Source organism: Pseudomonas sp. KK18 (assembly GCF_037094675.1).
In the GTDB taxonomy this organism is placed as follows: Bacteria; Pseudomonadota; Gammaproteobacteria; order Pseudomonadales; family Pseudomonadaceae; genus Aquipseudomonas.
Map to the genome: position 1 here is coordinate 1,608,216 of NZ_CP146605.1, position 19,172 is coordinate 1,627,387.

18 protein-coding genes, 1 tRNA gene and 1 riboswitch are annotated in these 19,172 nt (G+C 61.8%); of the genes, 4 read left to right on the forward strand and 15 right to left on the reverse strand.

What is annotated here, in order from left to right:
• Window positions 1-19 precede the first annotated feature (19 nt).
• Window positions 20-1,159 (forward strand): amidohydrolase family protein, encoded by a 1,140-nt coding sequence (locus V6607_RS07140; RefSeq protein WP_256662394.1) that lies wholly within the window; start codon window positions 20-22, stop codon window positions 1,157-1,159.
• A gap of 96 nt (window positions 1,160-1,255) precedes the next feature.
• On the opposite strand, the gene V6607_RS07145 is transcribed toward V6607_RS07140, so the two are convergent.
• The 10 genes from V6607_RS07145 to V6607_RS07190 all read right to left on the reverse strand — a co-directional run bounded on the left by V6607_RS07145 (window position 1,256) and on the right by V6607_RS07190 (window position 11,590).
• Window positions 1,256-1,329 (reverse strand) — tRNA-Gly (locus V6607_RS07145).
• Between the two features lie 137 nt (window positions 1,330-1,466).
• Window positions 1,467-2,351: an alpha/beta hydrolase gene (locus V6607_RS07150; RefSeq protein WP_134325883.1), complete on the reverse strand. Its 885-nt coding sequence runs from the start codon at window positions 2,349-2,351 to the stop codon at window positions 1,467-1,469.
• A 305-nt stretch (window positions 2,352-2,656) separates the two neighbouring features.
• The gene (locus V6607_RS07155; protein WP_003212044.1) at window positions 2,657-3,349 is read right to left on the reverse strand and encodes a pseudouridine synthase; all 693 of its coding nucleotides are present in this window, start codon (window positions 3,347-3,349) and stop codon (window positions 2,657-2,659) included.
• Window positions 3,349-3,561 carry a cysteine-rich CWC family protein gene (locus V6607_RS07160; RefSeq protein WP_003212042.1) on the reverse strand — a complete coding sequence of 71 codons (213 nt, stop codon included), beginning with the start codon at window positions 3,559-3,561 and terminating at the stop codon, window positions 3,349-3,351. The genes V6607_RS07155 and V6607_RS07160 overlap by 1 nt, the downstream gene beginning before the upstream one ends.
• A 73-nt stretch (window positions 3,562-3,634) precedes the next feature.
• Complete coding sequence (gene uca / locus V6607_RS07165) at window positions 3,635-7,264, reverse strand: urea carboxylase (protein WP_134325884.1); 3,630 nt, start codon at window positions 7,262-7,264, stop codon at window positions 3,635-3,637.
• A 305-nt stretch (window positions 7,265-7,569) separates the two neighbouring features.
• On the reverse strand, window positions 7,570-8,202 hold the full coding sequence (locus V6607_RS07170; RefSeq protein WP_003212037.1) for an urea amidolyase associated protein UAAP2: 633 nt from the start codon (window positions 8,200-8,202) through the stop codon (window positions 7,570-7,572).
• 9 nt (window positions 8,203-8,211) lie between these two features.
• Window positions 8,212-8,937, reverse strand: coding sequence for an urea amidolyase associated protein UAAP1 (locus V6607_RS07175; RefSeq protein WP_003212035.1), 726 nt, complete (start codon window positions 8,935-8,937; stop codon window positions 8,212-8,214).
• Window positions 8,934-9,698: an ABC transporter ATP-binding protein gene (locus V6607_RS07180; RefSeq protein WP_003212032.1), complete on the reverse strand. Its 765-nt coding sequence runs from the start codon at window positions 9,696-9,698 to the stop codon at window positions 8,934-8,936. The genes V6607_RS07175 and V6607_RS07180 overlap by 4 nt, the downstream gene beginning before the upstream one ends.
• Window positions 9,695-10,510 (reverse strand): ABC transporter permease, encoded by an 816-nt coding sequence (locus tag V6607_RS07185; protein WP_134325885.1) that lies wholly within the window; start codon window positions 10,508-10,510, stop codon window positions 9,695-9,697. Before V6607_RS07185 ends, V6607_RS07180 begins: the two co-directional genes overlap by 4 nt.
• A 12-nt stretch (window positions 10,511-10,522) precedes the next feature.
• A complete protein-coding gene (locus V6607_RS07190; RefSeq protein ID WP_134325886.1) occupies window positions 10,523-11,590 on the reverse strand; it encodes a putative urea ABC transporter substrate-binding protein in 1,068 nt (355 codons plus the stop codon).
• Window positions 11,591-11,651: 61 nt separating this feature from the next.
• Window positions 11,652-11,752: riboswitch (guanidine-I (ykkC/yxkD leader) on the reverse strand.
• Between the two features lie 302 nt (window positions 11,753-12,054).
• On the opposite strand from V6607_RS07190, the gene V6607_RS07195 reads away from it, so the two are divergent.
• Window positions 12,055-12,411 (forward strand): hypothetical protein, encoded by a 357-nt coding sequence (locus V6607_RS07195; RefSeq protein ID WP_003212026.1) that lies wholly within the window; start codon window positions 12,055-12,057, stop codon window positions 12,409-12,411.
• 160 nt (window positions 12,412-12,571) lie between these two features.
• Entirely contained in the window at window positions 12,572-13,021 is a 450-nt protein-coding gene (locus V6607_RS07200) for a DUF3757 domain-containing protein (protein ID WP_134325887.1), read from the forward strand.
• Here the strand turns inward: V6607_RS07200 and V6607_RS07205 are convergent.
• Window positions 13,015-14,127 (reverse strand): enoyl-CoA hydratase/isomerase family protein, encoded by a 1,113-nt coding sequence (locus V6607_RS07205; protein ID WP_102368292.1) that lies wholly within the window; start codon window positions 14,125-14,127, stop codon window positions 13,015-13,017. The genes V6607_RS07200 and V6607_RS07205 overlap by 7 nt on opposite strands.
• A gap of 135 nt (window positions 14,128-14,262) precedes the next feature.
• Here V6607_RS07205 and ung point away from each other — a divergent pair, with 135 nt between their 5' ends.
• Window positions 14,263-14,955 (forward strand): uracil-DNA glycosylase, encoded by a 693-nt coding sequence (gene ung / locus V6607_RS07210; protein WP_003212020.1) that lies wholly within the window; start codon window positions 14,263-14,265, stop codon window positions 14,953-14,955.
• A 68-nt stretch (window positions 14,956-15,023) separates the two neighbouring features.
• On the opposite strand, the gene V6607_RS07215 is transcribed toward ung, so the two are convergent.
• The 4 genes from V6607_RS07215 to V6607_RS07230 all read right to left on the reverse strand — a co-directional run bounded on the left by V6607_RS07215 (window position 15,024) and on the right by V6607_RS07230 (window position 19,145).
• Window positions 15,024-16,061 (reverse strand): AbrB family transcriptional regulator, encoded by a 1,038-nt coding sequence (locus V6607_RS07215; protein WP_003212018.1) that lies wholly within the window; start codon window positions 16,059-16,061, stop codon window positions 15,024-15,026.
• Window positions 16,054-17,568: a tripartite tricarboxylate transporter permease gene (locus V6607_RS07220; protein ID WP_003212016.1), complete on the reverse strand. Its 1,515-nt coding sequence runs from the start codon at window positions 17,566-17,568 to the stop codon at window positions 16,054-16,056. Before V6607_RS07220 ends, V6607_RS07215 begins: the two co-directional genes overlap by 8 nt.
• Window position 17,569: 1 nt before the next feature.
• A complete protein-coding gene (locus tag V6607_RS07225; protein ID WP_008437838.1) occupies window positions 17,570-18,028 on the reverse strand; it encodes a tripartite tricarboxylate transporter TctB family protein in 459 nt (152 codons plus the stop codon).
• A gap of 130 nt (window positions 18,029-18,158) precedes the next feature.
• Window positions 18,159-19,145, reverse strand: coding sequence for a tripartite tricarboxylate transporter substrate binding protein (locus V6607_RS07230; RefSeq protein WP_166742143.1), 987 nt, complete (start codon window positions 19,143-19,145; stop codon window positions 18,159-18,161).
• Between the last annotated feature and the right edge of the window lie 27 nt (window positions 19,146-19,172).

The following is a 19,172-nucleotide window of genomic DNA, read 5'->3' on the forward strand; positions in this document are numbered from 1 at the left end:
CCTCTTACTGGAGGAAATCATGACTCCACGATTTTCAGAAGAAAAACCGAGTCTGCAACCATCAGCATTTAAAAGTCTCACGCTCGGCCCGATGCTTGCCGCGTTTGAACAGCTGCTGATGTGTATCAAAACTCAGCCCAAGGCGTTGATCCCGGTGGCTATGTTCCTGTCGCTGGCGGGGCCTGTCCGGGCGGAGCCGACGATTATGGAAAATGTGCGTGGTTATACCGTGAGTGGAGGCGGTCTGATGCGTTTTGATGCGTTGGCCTTTGATGCGTCGGGCAAAGTGATTTGCGTCGGTATGGCGGCCGATCTTGCTGGCAAGCATGCATTGGCGACGCGCATCGATGGTAAGGGTGCGTCCCTCTTGCCTGGGTTGACCGATGCGCACGGCCATATCAAATGGCTTGGAGAGTCCCTTCGAAGCATTGCTTTACGGGGCTCTCCAACACTGGTTGATACGCAGGAGAGGCTTCGGGTATTCGCTGCAGCGCGCCCCGGCGCCCGTTGGCTGACCGGCTCAGGCTGGAACCACGTTACCTGGAAGTTGGGGCGGTTTCCGACGGCTGCCGAAATTGATAAGGTCGTTGTCGATCGACCAGTGTGGCTAATTCGGGTGGATGCCCATGCCGGATGGGCTAATACCAAGGCGATGCAACTGGCGGGTATTACTAAGGACACGCCTGATCCGAAAGGCGGACGTATCGAACGGGATGCAGAAGGTAACCCGACAGGTGTATTTATCGACGCCGCTATGGGGCTGGTCGCGGATATTATTCCGCTGCCTGACGAGCAGGAGCGAGAGGTCGCGTTGCAGGCTGCATTGGAGCATCTCAATGCACAAGGCCTGACATCTGTGCACGATGCAGGTGCTGATAGGCAGATGATCAAGACGATGCGCGGTTTTGCCGATCGCGGCCGGCTTCCGTTACGTGTCTACTCGATGATCAACGGTGCGGGGGATGATTTCGCGGTGTTGTCCCAGGACGGCCCTTTGATCGGCTACGGCGATGATCGTCTTACCATTCGTAGCGTCAAGCTTTATGCCGATGGCGCTTTGGGAAGCCGTGGTGCGGCGCTGTTTGAGCCATCCTGCAGACTTGGGTTGGCGGGAAGAAGGTCTATCAGGCGATTGAATGAGCCCGGTTCGACCGTTTAATTTCCAAATCCCACCCATAAAAAAACCGGACACCAAGGACCGGTTTTTTTACACATCCCCCGTCAAAACCAGCCTGACGCAGGAGCAAAATCTGAGTGGAGCGGGTAGAGGGAATCGAACCCTCATCTAAAGCTTGGGAAGCTTTCGTTCTACCACTAAACTATACCCGCTCAGAGCGGCTGACTTTGTACCAGATGTGCTCGCGGATTTGAAGTTTTTCTTCGAAAATTCTGTGTTTTACGTGCCAACGGTCGATCGTGGGCAGGCGGCCCCCCTGGGAAATCCGGCCCGCCCACAACCCCACCGCTCATATGGCAAACGCATGCTGTGGCTGTGACGCGTGGTACCGCAACCGGCTTGGCTGCTGCTCCGGTCTCAAAAAGCCCATCAACGCCTCCCGGCTATCCCGGCACGCGGCCTTGTGCTCCATATCCAGAAAGTGCCCGGTCGCCTGAATCGTGCCGAAGCTGCTTTTCGCAATATGTTGCCCAAACAGCTTGGCATCCTGGGCACTGGTGTACTCGTCCCATTCGCCGTTCAAGAACAACACCGGTATATCAATCTGCTTAGCGGCCTTGAGGTAGCACAACCGGTCGCTGTTGAGCACGTGGCTGATGTGAAAGTGCATCTGCCCATACTCGTGCTCGGCCAGGCTGCTCACGTGTTTGTGATTGAAGCGTTTGAACAGCGACGGCAGGTGTTTGCCGATGGTGCTGTTGACCAGGTGGCCCACGCGGTCGCGGTCGAGGTTGCCGAGGTAGTCGACACCGCGCTCCAGGTAGTCGCGCATCGGGGCGTTGATCACCGGGGAGAACGAGCTGATCACGGCCTTTTCCACACGGCGCGGGCGGTGGGCGAGGGCGACGAGGGTCGCGGCGCCGCCCCAGGAAAAGGACAGCACGTGTTCGGCGGCGAAGTGGTCGATGAGTTCCAGAAGGATCTGGCCCTCGACTTCTTTCGTCAGCATATGCTCGTGGCGGTTGTGGATTTTGGAGCGGCCAGCGTAGGGCTGGTCGTACAAAACCACGTTGAACGTCGGGTGCAGGCTTTTCACGGTCTGGGCGAAAGACGCAGTGGTGGCCATTGAGCCGTTGACCAGGATGATGGTCTTGGCTGCTGCGTCCGCGCGATAGAACTCCGTGTAAACCCGATACTGACCCTGTATATCCAGCACAGCGATTTCTGGCCTCATGTCGTAAGACTCCTGGCAAGCGGGTAATGCGCGCAGATCACTCTGCACGAGCTTTGTGACAGGTAGGCATACGCCTGGAAGTGAGGGCCCATGTCGATCCGGTACTGGCTGGCCGACGGGTGTTGTTATGGCGGGCAATTTGCCGTGAGAGGCCCGCAGGTCAAGCGTGCGGACGGGCAAAGTGTTTCTTGTAGGTAGGGGTGACTCGCCAGTCAGATTGCGGCTGGCTGGGTTGATTCAAGCATCAGGGATGCCAGTTCGCCAGTCGATGGCGTGGGTTTTTGCCATCATCGGCTGAACGGTCATCAGACCTGTTGGATTTCAGCCTCTGTAAGCGCCCGGTAATGGCCTGGCGCAAGGGCTGCGTCCAACTCCAGCGGTCCCATGCGTTCGCGGTGCAGGCGTATCACTTTGTTGTCGAAGTGCCCGAACATGCGCTTCACCTGGTGATAACGCCCTTCAATGATGCTCAGGCGCGCCGTTCTGGGGCCCAATAGTTCCAGTTCCGCCGGTTGGGTGGTGAGGTCTTCAAAGGCGAAGTACAGGCCGGCGGCGAAGGTGGCCGCGTATTGCGGGCCGATGTCCTGCTCGGTCTCGACGTAGTAGACCTTGGGCAGTTTGGTTTGCGGCTGGGTCAGGCGGCGCGACCACTGGCCGTCGTTGGTGATCAGCATCAGGCCGGTGGTGTTGAAATCCAGACGACCGGCGATGTGCAGCTCGTGCTTGTCCGGTTCATCCAGCAGGTCGAGCACCGTGGGGTGTTGCGGGTCGGACGTGGCGCTGACGCAGCCCTGGGGTTTGTGCAGCATGAAGTAACGCGCGGGTTTGCCGGCTTGCAGCACTTCGTCATCCAGCAACACACGGCTGAACTCGCTTACCGGGTGGTGCGGATCGCTGGTGGCCTGGCCGTCGACGCTGATCCGCCGCTCCACCAGCAACAGGCGAACCTGTTTACGGTTGAAACGCGGCAGGTTGCTGAGGAAACGATCTACGCGCATTACGACCGCTCGTTGCCGCGCAGTTGTTCGTCCACCTGGGCACAACGCGGGCACAGGCAGGCTTTATTGCGCAGTTCCGCCGGCAAGGCTTCGAGCACTGCGGGGTCGATGCTGACGGAATAGCACCAGCACGCCTGGTCGGCAGTGCGCGGGTCGGCCAGGGCGCAATCGTTGCGGGCGCCGCAGGCGGGGCAGAGGGTTGGCGTGGTCATCGGTCGGTTCAGGCTGTATCGGACAAGGTCCCGGTGAAACCCGGTGTGCCTTGCACGATACAGCCCCGCCGCGTTATTGCAAATCACGCTCCAGCACCACCACCCGTTGGCCTGCGCCAATGCCGCTGCCGGGCTGCACCGGAATTTCCCGCACGGTGCCGGCGAACGGTGCGACTACCGGGATTTCCATTTTCATCGACTCCAGGATCACCAGCACATCTCCCGCCGCCACGCGTTCGCCAGCGCTGACCTGCACTTGCCAGAGATTGCCGGCGATGTGGCTGTCGATGCTGTATTCGTTGGCCTGCAAGGGCGTGTCTGCGCCCTGTGGTGCGGCGAGTTCCTCGCTGTCGAAATGCGCCTGGCCGCTGGCGATCCAGCGTTCGCGTTCGGCGTTGAACGCGCGCTGCTGTTGCCCGCGAAACGCGCCGATGCTTTCGGCTTCCTGCGCGAGAAAGGCCTGGTAATCCGTCAGGTTCAACTGGCTGTGTTCGATGCTCAGTTCAAACCGCCCAAGGGGGAAATCCCGGCGTATCTGCACCAGCTCATCGGCGCTCACCGGGTAAAAGCGGATCTGGTCGAAGAAGCGCAGCAACCACGGTTTGCCATCGAACGCGGCGACTTCCCGGTAGCGGTTCCACATCTGCAAGGTACGCCCGACGAACTGATAACCGCCGGGGCCTTCCATGCCGTACACGCACAGGTAGGCGCCACCGATGCCCACGGAGTTTTCGGCGGTCCAGGTGCGTGCCGGGTTGTACTTGGTGGTGACCAGGCGGTGACGCGGGTCCAGCGGCGTGGCCACGGGCGCGCCGAGGTAGACGTCGCCCAGGCCCATCACCAGGTAGCTGGCATCGAACACGGTGTGGCGCACTTCGTCGAGGTTGGCCAGGTCGTTGATGCGGCGGATGAACTCCAGGTTGCTCGGGCACCACGGGGCATCCTTGCGCACGGTGGTCATGTATTTTTCGATCGCCAGTTGGCAGGCCGGGTCGTCCCAGGACAGTGGCAGGTGGACGATGCGCGACGGCACTTGCAGGTTTTGGCTGGCGCAGACGGCGTGCCATTCGGCGGTGATCAGCGCCAGGAGGTCGGCGAGGGTAAGTTGTTCGGGCTGGTAGTGGATTTGCAGGGAGCGGATGCCGGGTGTCAGGTCGATGACGCCGTGCAGGGCTTGTGCTTCGAGGGCTTGCATCAGGGCGTGGGCGCGAAAGCGCAGCACCAGGTCGAGTTCCGGGGCGCCGATTTCCAGGAGCAGGTGGGTGTCGCCGGCGAGGCGGGCGACGAGGCGGGTGTCGGCCTGGCCGATGTCCAGAACAACAGGCGACTCAATCAAATGTGGGAGCGGGCTTGCTCGCGAAAGCATCGCCTCGGTTTGCCTGTCGGACCGAGTTGCCTGCATCGCGAGCAAGCCCGGCTCCCACACTTGATCCCAGTTCAAGGCGAGGTCGCGGGCAGTCTTGATGTCGACGGGGGTGAAGCAGATTTTGTCACCCGCCTTGAGCTGGCCCAACTGCCACAAGTCCGCCTCGATCACCGTCACCGGGCATACAAACCCACCCAGGCTCGGGCCGTCGGGGCCGAGGATCACCGGCATGTCCCCGGTAAAATCCACCGCACCGATCGCATACGGATTGTCGTGAATATTCGACGGATGCAACCCCGCCTCACCGCCATCCGTACGCGCCCACAGAGGCTTCGGCCCGATCAACCTCACACCCGTGCGGCTGGAGTTGAAATGCACTTCCCACTGGGTGGCAAAGAACGTCTCGATGTACTCGGGCTTGAAGTATTCCGGCGCGCCGTGGGGGCCGTAGATCACCCGCAGTGTTCGCACCTCGCCAAGCGGTTCAGGCACTAGCGTATTGCCGCAACTGACATCCTCCAACGGCAGTAAGTGCAACACATCACCCGCCCGCAAAGCCCGCCCGCCATGCCCACCAAACTGGCCAAGGGTGAAGGTACTTTTGCTTCCCAGATAATCCGGAACCTGCAGCCCGCCGCGCACGCAAAGGTAGCTGCGAGCACCGGCCCCGGCGATGGTGCCCAGGTTCAAGGTTGCGCCAGCCGGGATCAGCAACGCGGTGTTCATCGGTACCGCTTCATCATTCAAGCGCAGCACAATGTTTGCACCCGTCACCGCCACCACCGCCGCACAATTGAAGCGCAGCAACGGCCCGCTCATGGTGATTTCCAGCGCAGCGGTGCCCTCGGCATTGCCCAGCAGGCGATTGCCCAGGCGCAGCGCGCGACTGTCCATCGGCCCCGACGGCGGCACGCCTACGGCCCAGTAACCGAGGCGCCCCGGATAGTCCTGCACACTGGTTTGCGTGCCGGCGCTGAGCACTTCAAACGTGTTGGCGTGGTACACCAAATCTTCAAGGCAGCGCGTCCACGGATGGCCACTGGCGAACGGTGTAGCGAGCAGAATCTGGCGCAGATAATCGCGGTTGGTTTCCACGCCGTACAGTTGGCTGTTGCTCAGGGCTTGATGCAAATCCAGGCGTGCCTGTTCGCGGGTCGGCGCCCAGGTGATGAGCTTGGCGATCATCGGGTCGAAGTAGGGCGGAATCTCGCAACCGGCCTCCACCCACGTGTCGATGCGCAGGCCTTCAGCGACCGGGAAGTCCACATACGTCAAAAGCCCCGGGCTTGGCTGAAACTCCCGGCCCGGATCTTCGGCGTACAGGCGTGCCTGAATCGCGTGGCCGTGAGGCTTCAGTTGCAGTTCCCGCAATGGCGGCATTTCCCCGGCGGCCAATTGCACCATCCAGCGCACCAGGTCCACGCCCCACACTTGCTCGGTGACGCCATGTTCCACCTGCAACCGGGTGTTCACTTCCAGAAAATAGAAGCGGCCATCGGCGCTATCAAAGATAAATTCCACGGTGCCGGCGCTGCGGTAATCCACTGCCTTGGCCAGGGTGATGGCGGCACGGCACAGCTCATCCGCCATGCCGTCGGGCAGGTTCGGCGCCGGGGTTTCTTCAAGCACTTTCTGGTTGCGCCGCTGCACCGAACAGTCGCGCACGCCGAGGGCGATGACCTCGCCGCAGCCGTCACCAAACACCTGCACTTCCAGGTGCCGGGCGTGTTGGATGTACTTCTCGATAAACACACCGGCATCGCTGAAATTGTTCTGGCCCAGGCGTTTCACCGCCTCGAAACAGTCGCGCAATTCATCGGCGCTGTGGCACACGCGCATGCCGATCCCGCCACCACCGGCGGTGCTTTTAAGCATGATCGGATAGCCCACGGTTTCCCCGGCCAGTAGTGCGGCGTCGAGGCTGTTGAGCAGCTCGGTGCCTTCCAGCAGCGGGATGTTGTGCTGCCTGGCCAACGCGCGCGCGGTGTGCTTGAGGCCGAACACCCGCAGCTGCTCCGGCGTCGGGCCGACGAAGGCGATGCCTGCTGTTTCGCAGGCTTCGGCGAAGGCGGCGTTTTCCGATAGAAAGCCATAGCCGGGATGAATCGCGGTGGCGCCACAGGCCTTGGCCGTGGCGAGGATTTTCTCCACCGACAAATAGGTGCCGGCCGCCGCGCCTTCGCCCAGGCTGTAGGCCTCATCCGCTTGCTGGATATGCAGGCTGGCGGCATCGGCTTCGGAATACACCGCCACGCCCTTGACCGAAAGCTCACGCAAGGTGCGCAGGATGCGGCAGGCGATGGCGCCACGGTTGGCGATCAACAGTTTTTCGAACATGGCAAAACCCCGCAGGCCGATGAGTGCTCGGCCTTGTCCTGGGATGCGGGCCGTCCCGCAAATGTGGATGGCGCTGCGGTCGTCCGCAGCGCAAATTTCAACACCAATGGAGATCAACTGTGGGAGCCGGGCTTGCCCGCGATGGCGGTGGATCAGTCACCCCATATGTTGGCTGATCCACCGCTATCGCAGGCAAGCCAGCTCCTACAGGTCATCTTCCACAGTTGATCTTCAGCGTTTTCGCAGGCACTGCCCGGCGCGGGCCTGGCACAGGGCGAACAACCACTGGCGCAACCGCTTGATCTTCAGTTCCATACCAGTAACTCCGCAGGGGTTGGGTTGTAGCCGTTGCACGGGTTGTTCAGTTGCGGGCAGTTGGAGATCAGTACGATCACGTCCATCTCGGCCCGCAGGTCGACGTACTTGCCGGGGGCGGAAATCCCGTCCTCGAAGGTCAACCCGCCATCGGCGGTCACCGGCACGTTCATGAAGAAATTGATGTTCGGCCCGATGTCGCTTTTACCCAGCCGGCCATCGTGGGCGCAGGCCCGCAGGTAGTTGTCGCGGCAGCTGTGCATGTAGCGTTTTTCCAGGGCGTAGCGCACGGTGTTGCTCTCTTGGGCGCAGGCGCCGCCAAGGGTGTCGTGGCGTCCGCAGGTGTCGTCGACGATGGTCAGCATCGGCTGGCCGAGGTTGGAATACAGCACGCTGCCGGTGCTCAGGTACACGCTGTTTTGCCGACGCAGGGTGCGCTGCACGTCGTAGCGTTCCCTGGGGTTTTTCAGGCTGTAGAACAGCGTGTCGACCGCCTGGTTGCCCTCAAGGTCGAGGATGCGCAGGGTCTGGCCGGCCTTGACTTCCATCAGCCAGGGTTCGCCGGCGGGAATGGTCGCGCGGTACACGGCCGCGTCCGGTTGTTTGGCGAGTGCGATAGACATGGCAGGTCCTCAGGCGAACAGACGGTCGGTGTTGATAAAGCCGCGCTCGTTTTCCGGGCGCGAGGTACGGCAGTGTTCGGCGACGCTTGGGTCGGCGTTCATCCAGCTGAGTTTCAGCGGCTGCGGCGCGTACTCGGGGTTGGGGTCCATGGGATGTTGCAGCGCGGTGAGCACCACCAGTGTGTCCATCGGTGCGTAGAGTTCGATGTAGTCGCCGGCCTTGGAGTGACCGGGGACAAAGTGCAGGCTGCCAGCTTCATCTACCGTGACTTTGCTGAACAGGTTGAGGGTCATCAGCAGGTCGGACAGCCCCAGGCCCCACTTGCCCAGTTCCACCAGCAGGTTGTCGGTGCCGTTGCGGTAGAAGCCGTTGCGCAGCTCTTGATAGCGGCCTTTGCCGTATTTTTCCGCGACCTCGGAGGCGCATGACACGCCGCCGATACTGTCACTCCAGCCGCAGGTGTCGGCGGTGATGGCAGCCAGCACGCGGCCCATGTCCGAGTACAGGCAATGGCCGTTGGTGAGCTTGGCGGTGTGTTGGCATTTGAGGCTGTCGGGCAGGTTCAGGCGCTCGGTTTTTTCATTGGCATTGAGCAGGGTCAAACTGACGTTGGCGCCGCCGCGAATGTCGGTGAGGCGCAGCAGTTGGCCGCGCTTGAGCACAAAGGAACGGTGGCCGCCGCCGGGGAGCATTTCCTCGGCGAAAGGTGGGAACAATTGAGTTGAGTCGGTCATTTGGAAGTGGCTCCAAGTTCGGCGGCGATCGCCTTGCGGCGCTCGCTGTTCAAAGGGATGTCGTAGGTGATGCGGGCGCCGTAGGCGCCGGGGGCGTGGGGGTCGAGGCGCACCTTGTCGAACACCAGCAAGCGGGTGCCGAGGCTGAAGCCTTCGCTGAGGTCGTGGGTGACCATGAACACCGTCAGCCTGGTTTCGCGCCACAGCTCCAGCAACAGCAGGTGCATGTCTTTGCGAATGCCCGGGTCGAGGGCGCCGAAGGGTTCGTCCAGCAGCAACACGCGGGGCTTCATGATCAGCGCCTGGGCGATGGCCAGCCGCTGCTGCATACCGCCGGAAAGCTGCGCCGGGTACTTGTCCAGGGCATGGCCCAAACCGACTTTATGCAGCAGGGCTGCGGCCTGTTCCCGGGCCTGTTTTTTCGCGCTGCCGAACAGTCGGCCGAGCAACGCTGAACGTGGCAACTCAAGGCCCAGCGCAACGTTGTCCAGCACCGTCAGATGCGGGAACACCGAGTAGCGCTGGAACACCACGCCACGACTGGCATCGGGTTCGGCGGCGAGCGGTTTACCGTCCAGCAGGATCTCGCCATGGCTGGCGGTCTCCTGCCCCAGCAGCAGGCGCAGGAAGGTCGATTTGCCGCAACCGGAGGTGCCGACCAGGGTGCAGAATTCGCCTTCGGCCACGTGCAGGTTCAGGCGCTCCAATACCACCTGGTCGCCATAGCGCTGCCACACATTGTTGACGCTGATAAAACTCATGCCCGCGCTCCTTCGTACCAGGGGAACGCGCGCCGGGTCAGGGCCTTGAGGCCCCAGTCCATCAGCCAGGCCAGCAGGGTGATCCACACCACGTAGGGCAGGATCACGTCCATCGCCAGGTAGCGGCGCACCAGGAAGATCCGGTAACCCAAACCGTCGGTGGAGGCGATGGCTTCGGCTGCAATCAGGAACAGCCACGCCGAGCCGAGCATCAAGCGCAGGGAGATCAGCAAACGTGGCAGCAATTGCGGCAGCACCACCCGCAGCATCAGGGTCCAGGTGGAGGCGCCGAGGGTCTGTGCCTTCACCAGCAACTCCACGGGAATCTCCCGTGCCCGCTGTTCCAGGTCCCGCGCCAGGGCCGGGGTGATACCGATCACGATCAGCATCACTTTCGACAATTCCCCCAGCCCGAACACGATGAACAGGATCGGCAGGATCGCCAGCGGCGGCACCATCGACAGCACCGTCAGTAACGGCGACAACGGTGCGCCAACCAGCGGCAAGGTGCCGGCTGCAATGCCCAGGCACAGGCCGGCGAGGGCGCTGATGCCCAGGCCGATCGCCAGGCGGCGCAGGCTTGAGGCGCTGTCTTGCCACAGTACGTATTCACCGGTGCGAGTGTCGGCGCTGAAGGCCAGGCGTTTCACTGCGTCGCCCATTTGTGCGGCGCTGGGCAGCAGCTTGTCGTTGGGGTTGTCTGCCAGGCGCTCGGCCGAGCCCACGAAGTAGGCGAACAGCAGCAGGGCGAAGGGCAGCAGCACCAACAGCAGGCGACTGGAGCGTTCCGGGTGACGGTTGATCAGGCGCATGGCCGGGTCCTCTTACAGCGTGCCGTCGGCGGCCATCTGTACGTAGCTGGGGTCGAAATGCAGCTTGAGGTTGGCGGTGTCGCCGCGGGTCACGCCATTGGCGAAGCTCATGCCCACGGCGTTGGTGTCCTTGGCACCTTCACCCAGCAGGCCGTGTTTAAACGAGAACTCGGCGACTTTGCCCATGGTGGCGGGCAACTGCGCGCTGGTGGCGAAGGCCAGGGCTTCCTTGGGCGTGGCGAACAGCTTGGTGGTGTCCAGTTGCGACTGGAAGCCCTTGAGGTCGGTGCCGGAGGCCTTGGCCATGTGTTCCAGGGCGTCGGTGCTGGCGGCGTTTTTCGCGTTCATCAGCGCCACCACTTCAAACCAGGCGCCGGTCAACGCTTTGCCCAGCTTGGGGTTGTCCTTGAGGGTCTGGGTGTTGACCACCATCATGTCCATGATTTCGCCGGGCACTTTGCTGGAGTCGAACACTTCGGTGACACCGGGCTTGGCCTTGATCTCCGAGAGCATCGGGTTCCAGGTGGTGACGGCCTTGACCTGGTCGGTGTTGAAGGCGGCGGCGATGTCGGCGTCGGAGGTGTTGACCACTTTCAGGTCTTTTTCGCTGAGGTTGGCCGACTCCAGGGCGCGGGCCAGCAGGTAGTGGGACACGGAAAGTTCCACCAGGTTGACGTTCATGCCCTTGAGGTCGGCGACGGTCTTGCCTTCACCTTTGATGACCACGCCATCGTTGCCATTGGAGAAGTCGCTGACCACCAGCGCGGTGCTGTCCACGCCGCCGGCGGCGGGAATGGTCAGGGCGTCCATGTTGGTCATGGTGCAGCCGTCGAACTGGCCGGCGGTGTACTGGTTGATGGATTCGACGTAGTCATTGAGCTGCACCATGTCGATCTTGATGCCGTACTTCTTGGCCCACTTGTCGAGGATGCCTTGGCTGCCGGCGTATTCCCACGGCATCCAGCCGGCATAGATCGTCCAGCACACGCTGAAATGGTCTTTGGGGGCGGCTTGGGCGGAAGAACTCACCACGACGGCGAAGGCGGCGGCGAGCAGGGCGGGTAAACGTATCGAGGGCATGGATGCTTCTCCAGTTGATCAAGGGCGAGCAGGAGCAACGCGGCACCGTGAACGGTGGCTTGTCTCCCGGGCTTTTATCCCGCCGTGTAACCTCAACTGGAGGTCGCCGACTCTCGGACCAGCCACTCGCCTTAGCGAGCCGGAACCCTAGTCAGCCATTGCAAATTGTGGTGCCGCGAACCTGTGATGACTCCTGCACGGGAGAGGTAAAGCGAGAGTCGTGCCAAGTGGCACGGGTGCAGTAATGGCGCGGGTTGGCGCGAGGAGGGGGGCGCAACGTGCGGTGAATATGCGTCGTGGTGGTGCGGGATTGCACTGCAATGAGGCGACCGGCAGATGTATCAATCTATGTCTAAATCGCACCAGATTCCGTTTTTGATGTCAGATATTTCGTCAGGCAGTGAAAGCTGTTTGCCGCCCCCCAGCGTCGCTGGGTGTGCTCTTCCGCGGTCCAGGAGGCCGCCATGTATCGTCGACTGCTTCTCATCGCTTTGCTCGGCTTGACCCTTTCTGCGTGCGCGCCTTATTACGGTGGCGGCCAGGCCTACTACGGTTCCGAGGTCTACACGGCGCCCGCGCCGGCGTATTACTACGGCGGCGGCCCGTATTACCATTACCGCCAGGGTTACTACCCGCCACCGCAGCGTTATTACCCGTCGCCGCGTTATTACCAGCCGGCGCCTCGCTATTATCCTGCGGGGCCGCGCGCGGGTTATCGGCCTTACCCAAACCAGGGTTGGGGCAACAGTCACTGGGGTAATGGTGGCGGACATGGCCAGGGTGGTGGTCAGGGTGGAGGCCGTGGCGGCGGTCATCGCTGATAGGAATAATTGGAAAAACGGCGCTCAGGCGCCGTTTTTGTTTACCGTTGGTCGGCACTGTCATATTTGACAGCTATCCTGTGGGTTACGCCTGTAGTTAATTGGGAGCAGTCGCCTGTTTGGCGTATCGCTTCCAGCATCGACTGATGGAACCCATGACATGAACGTCAGCCCGCTCTACCTGTTATTTTTTGCTTTTCTTGGCGTCAGTACGTTGGCAGCAGCGCAATCCTGTCCTTACCCGAGTGCTGTACGCTACGTTGACGGTCACTTTCAGGGAACTGACAGCGACTCGCCATGGATAAGCCAGGCAATGAGCGGCGGGGAATTCGTGGAAACCTTTGTCGGCGCGCTTTTTACTCCTAGCGAGCAGGACGAGCGCAAGCATGGCTATCTGGAAAAGTGCATTTATAAAACCCTGAGGGGTAAGACAGTCACCCTGAGGTACGGCACGGCCCAAGCCGGGGGGGCGATGTCGCTGGCAGATACCACGCATTGGGTACCGGGCACCGATGCTTTCGGGCAACAGGTTTTCCAGTGCGACGACCACCAACCCGATAATTGTGCCTTCACGTTCGAGGGCAAAAAAGCGCCGGCGGACGCTCAATAGTCAGACAGGTCCGCCAGCGGATGCCGCCCTTCCCAGACCTTGTGGAAGTGCGCCTGCACCACGGCCTCGGGGATCAAGTTGATGTCCGGCCAGTGCCAGTGTGGCTGCTGGTCCTTGTCGATCAACCGCGCCCGCACACCTTCGCTGAATTCCGGGTGACGGCAGCAGTTCAGGCTCAAGGTGTATTCCATCTGGAACACCTGGGCCAGGGACAGGTGCCGCGCGCGCTGGATCTGTTCCCACACCAGGTGCGCGGTCAGCGGGCAGCCTTCGTTCAGGGTCTTGCCTGCGCGGCGGAGCAGCGGGTCGGTGTGATCGCGTAACTGGCTCAAGGCTCGCCACGCACAGCGCACATCCCCCACGTCCAGCCACTCGTCGATCTGCCCACGGCGCGGCAGCCATTGGGCTTCGGGCAACTGGCCGGCGGCTTCCTGGGCCAGGGCCTTGAGCAGGCTGTTGAGCTGCATGTCGGTCTGTTCCTGCCAGTTCAGTTGCAGCAGGCCTTCAAGCAGTTCGTCTTGTTGTTCATCCAGCAGGAAGCGGTCGGCCAGGCCCAGGTCCAGGGCGTCGCGGCCATTCATATGGGCGCCGGTCAGGCCGAGGAACAACCCCAACTTGCCGGGCAGGCGAGACAGGAACCAACTGGCGCCCACGTCCGGGTACAGGCCGATGCTGATTTCCGGCATGGCCAGGCGGCTGCTTGGCGTGACGATGCGCACGGCGGCGCTTTGCAGCAAGCCCATGCCACCGCCCAGCACATAGCCGTGGCCCCAGCAGATCAGCGGTTTGGGGTAGGTGTGCAGGCGGTAGTCGAGGCGGTATTCCGCGGCGAAAAATTGCGCGGCCAGCGCCGGTACTTCGCCGGGATGTTCACGGCAGGCCTGGGCCAGGCTGCGTACTTCGCCACCGGCGCAAAAGGCCTTGGGGCCATTGCCGCGCAGCAGCACGCAGACGATTTGCGGGTCTTTGGCCCAGGCGTCCAGGCGTTCGCTCAGGGCCAGGATCATCGGCAACGACAAGGCATTGAGGGATTTTTCCGCGTCCAGACTGGCGATGCCAACGCGGGCGCCGCCGGTGCCAATCAGCTCTTCGAAGTGCAGGTTCATCATGACCTCAATCGATAAAGTGAAGGTTCAGTATGATCGCTTCGCAGGAAAGTGCGGTATCTGCGTCAGATCAATTGACAAGCAAGGTCGGCTTTCCTAGGGTTCGCCTCATTCTTTTGACTAGACAGCGTAACCATGACCACCGACGACCGTATCAAACTCGAACCCAGCTGGAAACACGCCCTGCGTGACGAGTTCGACCAGCCGTACATGGCCCAGTTGCGGGAATTCCTGCGCCAGGAGCACGCGGCAGGCAAGGAGATCTATCCACCCGGCCCGATGATCTTCAACGCACTCAACTCAACGCCCCTGGACAAGGTCAAGGTGGTGATCCTCGGCCAGGACCCGTATCACGGCCCGGGCCAGGCCCACGGCTTGTGCTTCTCGGTGCAACCGGGCGTGCCGGCACCGCCGTCGCTGGTCAATATCTACAAAGAACTCAAGCGTGACCTGAACATCGACATTCCCAACCACGGCTACCTGCAAAGCTGGGCCGACCAGGGCGTGCTGATGATCAACACCACCATGACCGTGGAGCGCGCGAATGCCAACGCCCATGCGGGCAAGGGCTGGCAGTTCTTTACCGATCGGATTATTGAAGTGGTGAGCGAGCATCAGCCGCACTTGGTGTTCTTGCTGTGGGGCGCCCATGCGCAGGGCAAGCAGAAGCTGATCGACGCCACCAAGCACCTGGTGCTGACGTCGGTGCATCCGTCGCCGTTGTCGGCCTATAGAGGGTTTATTGGCTGCGGGCATTTCAGCCGCACCAACAAGTTTCTTGAGCAGAATGGCGAGACGCCGATCGAGTGGCGATTGCCGCCGGTTTGACATAGCTCCAATGTAGGAGCTGTCTCGCTAAAGCTCGACAGCTCCTACAATTGAATGTCTCTTGGGCTTCAGATTTTGTCTGGCTGCCGGTTCCAGTGCCGAAACAACGGCTCCGCCAGAAACAGCACAAACAACAAACGCATCACCTGCATCGCCGTCACCAACGGCACCGATAATTGCAGGGTTTCCGCCGTCAGGCTCATTTCCGCAATTCCGCCTGGCATCATGCCCAGTGTCAGCGAACGCAGGTCCAGATGTGTGAGTGCACTCAAGCCCACAGCCGCCAGCGTCGCAATCAACATGGTCAACGCCGTACCGATCAACGTACGTCCCATGAACAACGGCGCGCGCCGGAAGAACTGCCGGTTGAAGTGGCAGCCCAGGCCGCTGCCGATCAGCCACTGGCCGATCTGGCTGCCGCCGTCGGGCAGCCCGATGTGCAAGTCCCAGGTAATGCTGGCGGCGGCACTGACCAGCAGCGGCCCGAACAGCCAGGGGTTTGGCTGACGCAAGCGTTGCCAGCCCCAGGCCACCAGGGCGCCGACGGGAAACAGCAGCGCCAGCCAGGTCCAATCCACCGTCGCCGGATGAAACTGCGGGGCACCTTCCCCCAGCAAATACTTGAACGCCGCCGGCACGCAGAGCACCACCACCAATACCCGCAAACTCTGGCCCGCCGCGACGCGGCTGAGCACTGCGCCATTGCGTGCGCCGAGGTTGACCATCTCCCCCGATCCACCTGGCATGCTCGAGAAAAACGCCGTGGCGCGGTCTTCACCGCTGCGGCGCATCAACCACACACCCACAATGCTGGAGAGGCTGGTGACCAGCGCGCCGAAGAAGATCAGGCCGAAGTGGCTCATCACCTGCTCGATCACCACCGGGGTGAAGTGCAGGCCGATGCCGATGCCCACCACCCATTGGCCGCATTTGCGGCCGCCGGGAATTTCCGCGAGCTGCCAGGGTGTCAGGCAGCGCACCAGGATGATCGCCAGCAACGAGCCGACCATGTACGGCAGTGGCCAGCCGATCTGGCTGGCGAGATACCCGCCCAGCAGACCGACCAGCGGTGTTGCCCACCAGTTTCTGAACGTGGCCTCAGACATCGGCCACGGCACGACGCTGCAGGGAACGCTTGCGCCAGATGCGCAGGAGCGGGAACAACAGCATCAAGGCCGTCAGTACCCACACGCCGAAGGTGATCGGGCTCGACCAGAGGATCTGCAATTCGCCGTTGGAAATCGACAGCGCACGACGCAGGTTCTGCTCCATCAACCCGCCGAGGATAAAGCCCAGCAGCACCGGCGAGAGCGGGAAATCCAGCTTGCGCAGGATGTAGCCGAAGATGCCGATGCCGACCATCAGGAACAGGTCGAAGGTGGTGGCGTGAACCGCGTACACACCGATCGCAGTGATGATGGCGATCACCGGCACCAGTGCCCAGTTCGGCACGGCAAGGATGCGGGTGAAGATGCGGATCATCGGGATGTTGAGGATCACCAGCATGATGTTGGCGATAAACAACGAGGCGATCAGGCCCCAGACGATGTCCGGTTGCTGTTGGAACAGCAGCGGGCCGGGGGTGATGTTGTACAGCGACAGGGCGCCGATCATCACCGCCGTGGTGCCCGAGCCGGGTACGCCGAGGGTCAGCATCGGCACCAGGGCGCCGCAGGCGGAAGCGCCGATCGCGGTTTCCGGAGCCGCGAGGCCGCGCATGTCGCCCTGGCCGAATTTACCGCTGGCACCGGCCAGGCGTTTTTCGGTCATGTAGGCCACGGCCGAGGCCAGTGTGGCACCCGCGCCCGGCAATACACCCATGATGAAACCCAGCAGGCCGCAGCGAATATTCACGACGAATACCGCGGAAGCTTCCTTCAGGTTGAACATCATGCGTCCGGTGGCTTTCACGGCTTCCTGGCCACGGTGGGTTTTTTCCAGCAGCAACAGGATCTCGCTGATGGAGAACAGGCCCAATACAAGCACCACGAACTGGATGCCGTCGGTCAGGTGGATGTTATCGCCGGTGAAGCGGTATACGCCGCTGTTGGCATCGATACCCACTGCTGACAGAAACAGGCCGATCAATGCCGCGACAAAGGTCTTCAGCGGCTTGTCACCGGCCATGCCGCCCAGGCAGACGATGGCAAACACCATCAGTACGAAATATTCCGCCGGGCCGAAGGCAATCGCCCATTTGGCCAGCAGCGGGGCGAACAGCACCATGCCGCAGGTGGCGATAAACGCACCGATGAACGAACTCCACGCCGACAGCGACAACGCCACGCCCGCCAGGCCTTTGCGAGCCATCGGGTAGCCGTCGAGGGTGGTCATCACGGTGGAAGCTTCACCCGGGATGTTCAACAGGATCGAGCTGATGCGCCCGCCGTATTCGCAGCCCAGGTACACGGCCGCCAACAGGATCAAGGCCGACTCAGGCGGCAGCCCCAGGGCAAATGCGATGGGGATCAACAGCGCTACGCCGTTGATCGGCCCAAGGCCCGGCAACAGGCCGACCACGGTGCCGATCAAGGTGCCGCACAGTGCGGTGATCAGGTTGTAAGGGGTCAGTGCAACGCCGAAGCCCTGGCCCAAATAGCTGAACGTATCCATATCAGTTCTCCAGAACTTCAAGCAGGCCGAGCGGCAGCGGTACATCCATGGCCTTGTCGAACAGCAGGTAAAGACCGATGCTCATCAAGGTCACGATCACCACGCTGGGCATCCAGCGGCCGCCATACAGGCGCGCCATCGGAATGCCGATCAGCATGCTGCTGAGGATGAAACCCAAGGGTTCGAAGGTGCCGGCAAACACCAGCAGCAACCCGACGCAGATGCCGATCTTGATCAGGGTCTGGCGGTCCAGCGCGGGCTCTTCTTCTGTGTGCTTGGTGGGCTGTGGACGAAACAGCATGTAGATCAGGCCCAGGCCCATCAGCCCGAGCATCAGCAGCGGGTAGGCCCGAGGCCCTACCGGCTCGTAGGAAAACGACGCCTGATATGGCCAGGCCATCAGTGCGAGGCCGGCACATACCAGCAACATCACTGAGGCGAAAATGCGTTGTAAGAGCATGGGAAACTCCTTGGAGACTCTTGTAGGCGCGAGCTTGCTCACGAAGAACGCCAGGACGTCGCGTTTATACAGGCAGCACGCGTCATCGTTGAAGTTTTTCGCGAGCAAGCCCGCTCCCACAGAGGGGCGATTACTGGATCAGGCCGAACTCTTTGGCCAGCACTTTGTAGTCAGCCACCTGTTTCTTCACGTAGGTGTCCAGCTCCGGGCCGGTCATGGCGAACGGGAACAGCTCGCGCTGGTCACGCAGCTTGGCGAACTCTTCGGAAGCCAGCAGTTTGTCGAAGGCGTCTTTCCACCAGGCATAGTCTTCGTCGCTGACTTTTGGCCCGAGGTAGAAGCCACGCACCACCGGCCAGACGATGTCGTAGCCTTGTTCCTTGGCGGTCGGGATGTTCTTCATTTCCGGCTCGTCCAGGCGTTCGTCGGAGAACACCGCCAGCAGGCGCATGTCACCACTGAGGATGTGCGGCATGGAGTCGGAGATGTCGGTACTGCCTACCTGGATATGGCCGCCGAGCAGGGCGGTGGCGATCTCGCCGCCGCCTTCCAGTGCCACGTAACGCAGGTCACGCGGGTTGATGCCGGCGGCCTTGGCGATCAGGGCGGTTTGCATCCAGTCCTGGCTGCCGACGGTGCCGCCGGAACCGATGACCACGCTGCCCGGATCTTTCTTCAGGGCCTTGACCAGATCGTCGAGGTTTTTGTAGGGCGAATCGTTTTTCACCGCGATGGCGCCGTAGCTGGTGCCGACGGCCGCGAGCCAGCGCACGGCGCTTTCATCGAAGCGGCCAAATTTGCCCTGGGCCAGGTTCAACAGCGAGCCGCTGGACCACGCCACCAGCGTGCCAGCGTCGGCCGGACGCTGCGCCACGACGGCGTTGTAGGCCACCGCGCCCACGCCGCCGGGCATGTAGGTCACGCGCATCGGCTTGCTCAACAGTTTCTCGTTGACCAGCGCGCTCTGCGCCAGTTTGCAGGTCAGATCGAAACCACCGCCAGGGGACGCCGGGGCGATGCACTCCGGGCGCTTGGGCTCGGCGGCCAGCAGTTGGCTGGCGAACAGCATGCAGCTGGCCGTCAGGGCAAATTTACGCAGTGAAAGGGTCATGTTCATCTCCATCATTGTTGTTATGAGGTTGCT

Bases quoted from the DNA above. Each gene is read 5' to 3' on its own strand.
- ung (WP_003212020.1), top strand. From the start codon at position 14,263: ATGACCACCGACGACCGTATCAAACTCGAACCCAGCTGGAAACACGCC.
- V6607_RS07230 (WP_166742143.1), bottom strand. From the start codon at position 19,145: ATGAACATGACCCTTTCACTGCGTAAATTTGCCCTGACGGCCAGCTGC.
- V6607_RS07180 (WP_003212032.1), bottom strand. From the start codon at position 9,698: ATGAGTTTTATCAGCGTCAACAATGTGTGGCAGCGCTATGGCGACCAG.
- V6607_RS07150 (WP_134325883.1), bottom strand. From the start codon at position 2,351: ATGAGGCCAGAAATCGCTGTGCTGGATATACAGGGTCAGTATCGGGTT.
- V6607_RS07215 (WP_003212018.1), bottom strand. From the start codon at position 16,061: ATGTCTGAGGCCACGTTCAGAAACTGGTGGGCAACACCGCTGGTCGGT.
- V6607_RS07220 (WP_003212016.1), bottom strand. From the start codon at position 17,568: ATGGATACGTTCAGCTATTTGGGCCAGGGCTTCGGCGTTGCACTGACC.
- uca (WP_134325884.1), bottom strand. From the start codon at position 7,264: ATGTTCGAAAAACTGTTGATCGCCAACCGTGGCGCCATCGCCTGCCGC.
- V6607_RS07170 (WP_003212037.1), bottom strand. From the start codon at position 8,202: ATGTCTATCGCACTCGCCAAACAACCGGACGCGGCCGTGTACCGCGCG.
- V6607_RS07140 (WP_256662394.1), top strand. From the start codon at position 20: ATGACTCCACGATTTTCAGAAGAAAAACCGAGTCTGCAACCATCAGCA.
- V6607_RS07205 (WP_102368292.1), bottom strand. From the start codon at position 14,127: ATGAACCTGCACTTCGAAGAGCTGATTGGCACCGGCGGCGCCCGCGTT.
- V6607_RS07175 (WP_003212035.1), bottom strand. From the start codon at position 8,937: ATGACCGACTCAACTCAATTGTTCCCACCTTTCGCCGAGGAAATGCTC.
- V6607_RS07200 (WP_134325887.1), top strand. From the start codon at position 12,572: ATGAACGTCAGCCCGCTCTACCTGTTATTTTTTGCTTTTCTTGGCGTC.
- V6607_RS07190 (WP_134325886.1), bottom strand. From the start codon at position 11,590: ATGCCCTCGATACGTTTACCCGCCCTGCTCGCCGCCGCCTTCGCCGTC.
- V6607_RS07185 (WP_134325885.1), bottom strand. From the start codon at position 10,510: ATGCGCCTGATCAACCGTCACCCGGAACGCTCCAGTCGCCTGCTGTTG.
- V6607_RS07195 (WP_003212026.1), top strand. From the start codon at position 12,055: ATGTATCGTCGACTGCTTCTCATCGCTTTGCTCGGCTTGACCCTTTCT.
- V6607_RS07160 (WP_003212042.1), bottom strand. From the start codon at position 3,561: ATGACCACGCCAACCCTCTGCCCCGCCTGCGGCGCCCGCAACGATTGC.
- V6607_RS07225 (WP_008437838.1), bottom strand. From the start codon at position 18,028: ATGCTCTTACAACGCATTTTCGCCTCAGTGATGTTGCTGGTATGTGCC.
- V6607_RS07155 (WP_003212044.1), bottom strand. From the start codon at position 3,349: ATGCGCGTAGATCGTTTCCTCAGCAACCTGCCGCGTTTCAACCGTAAA.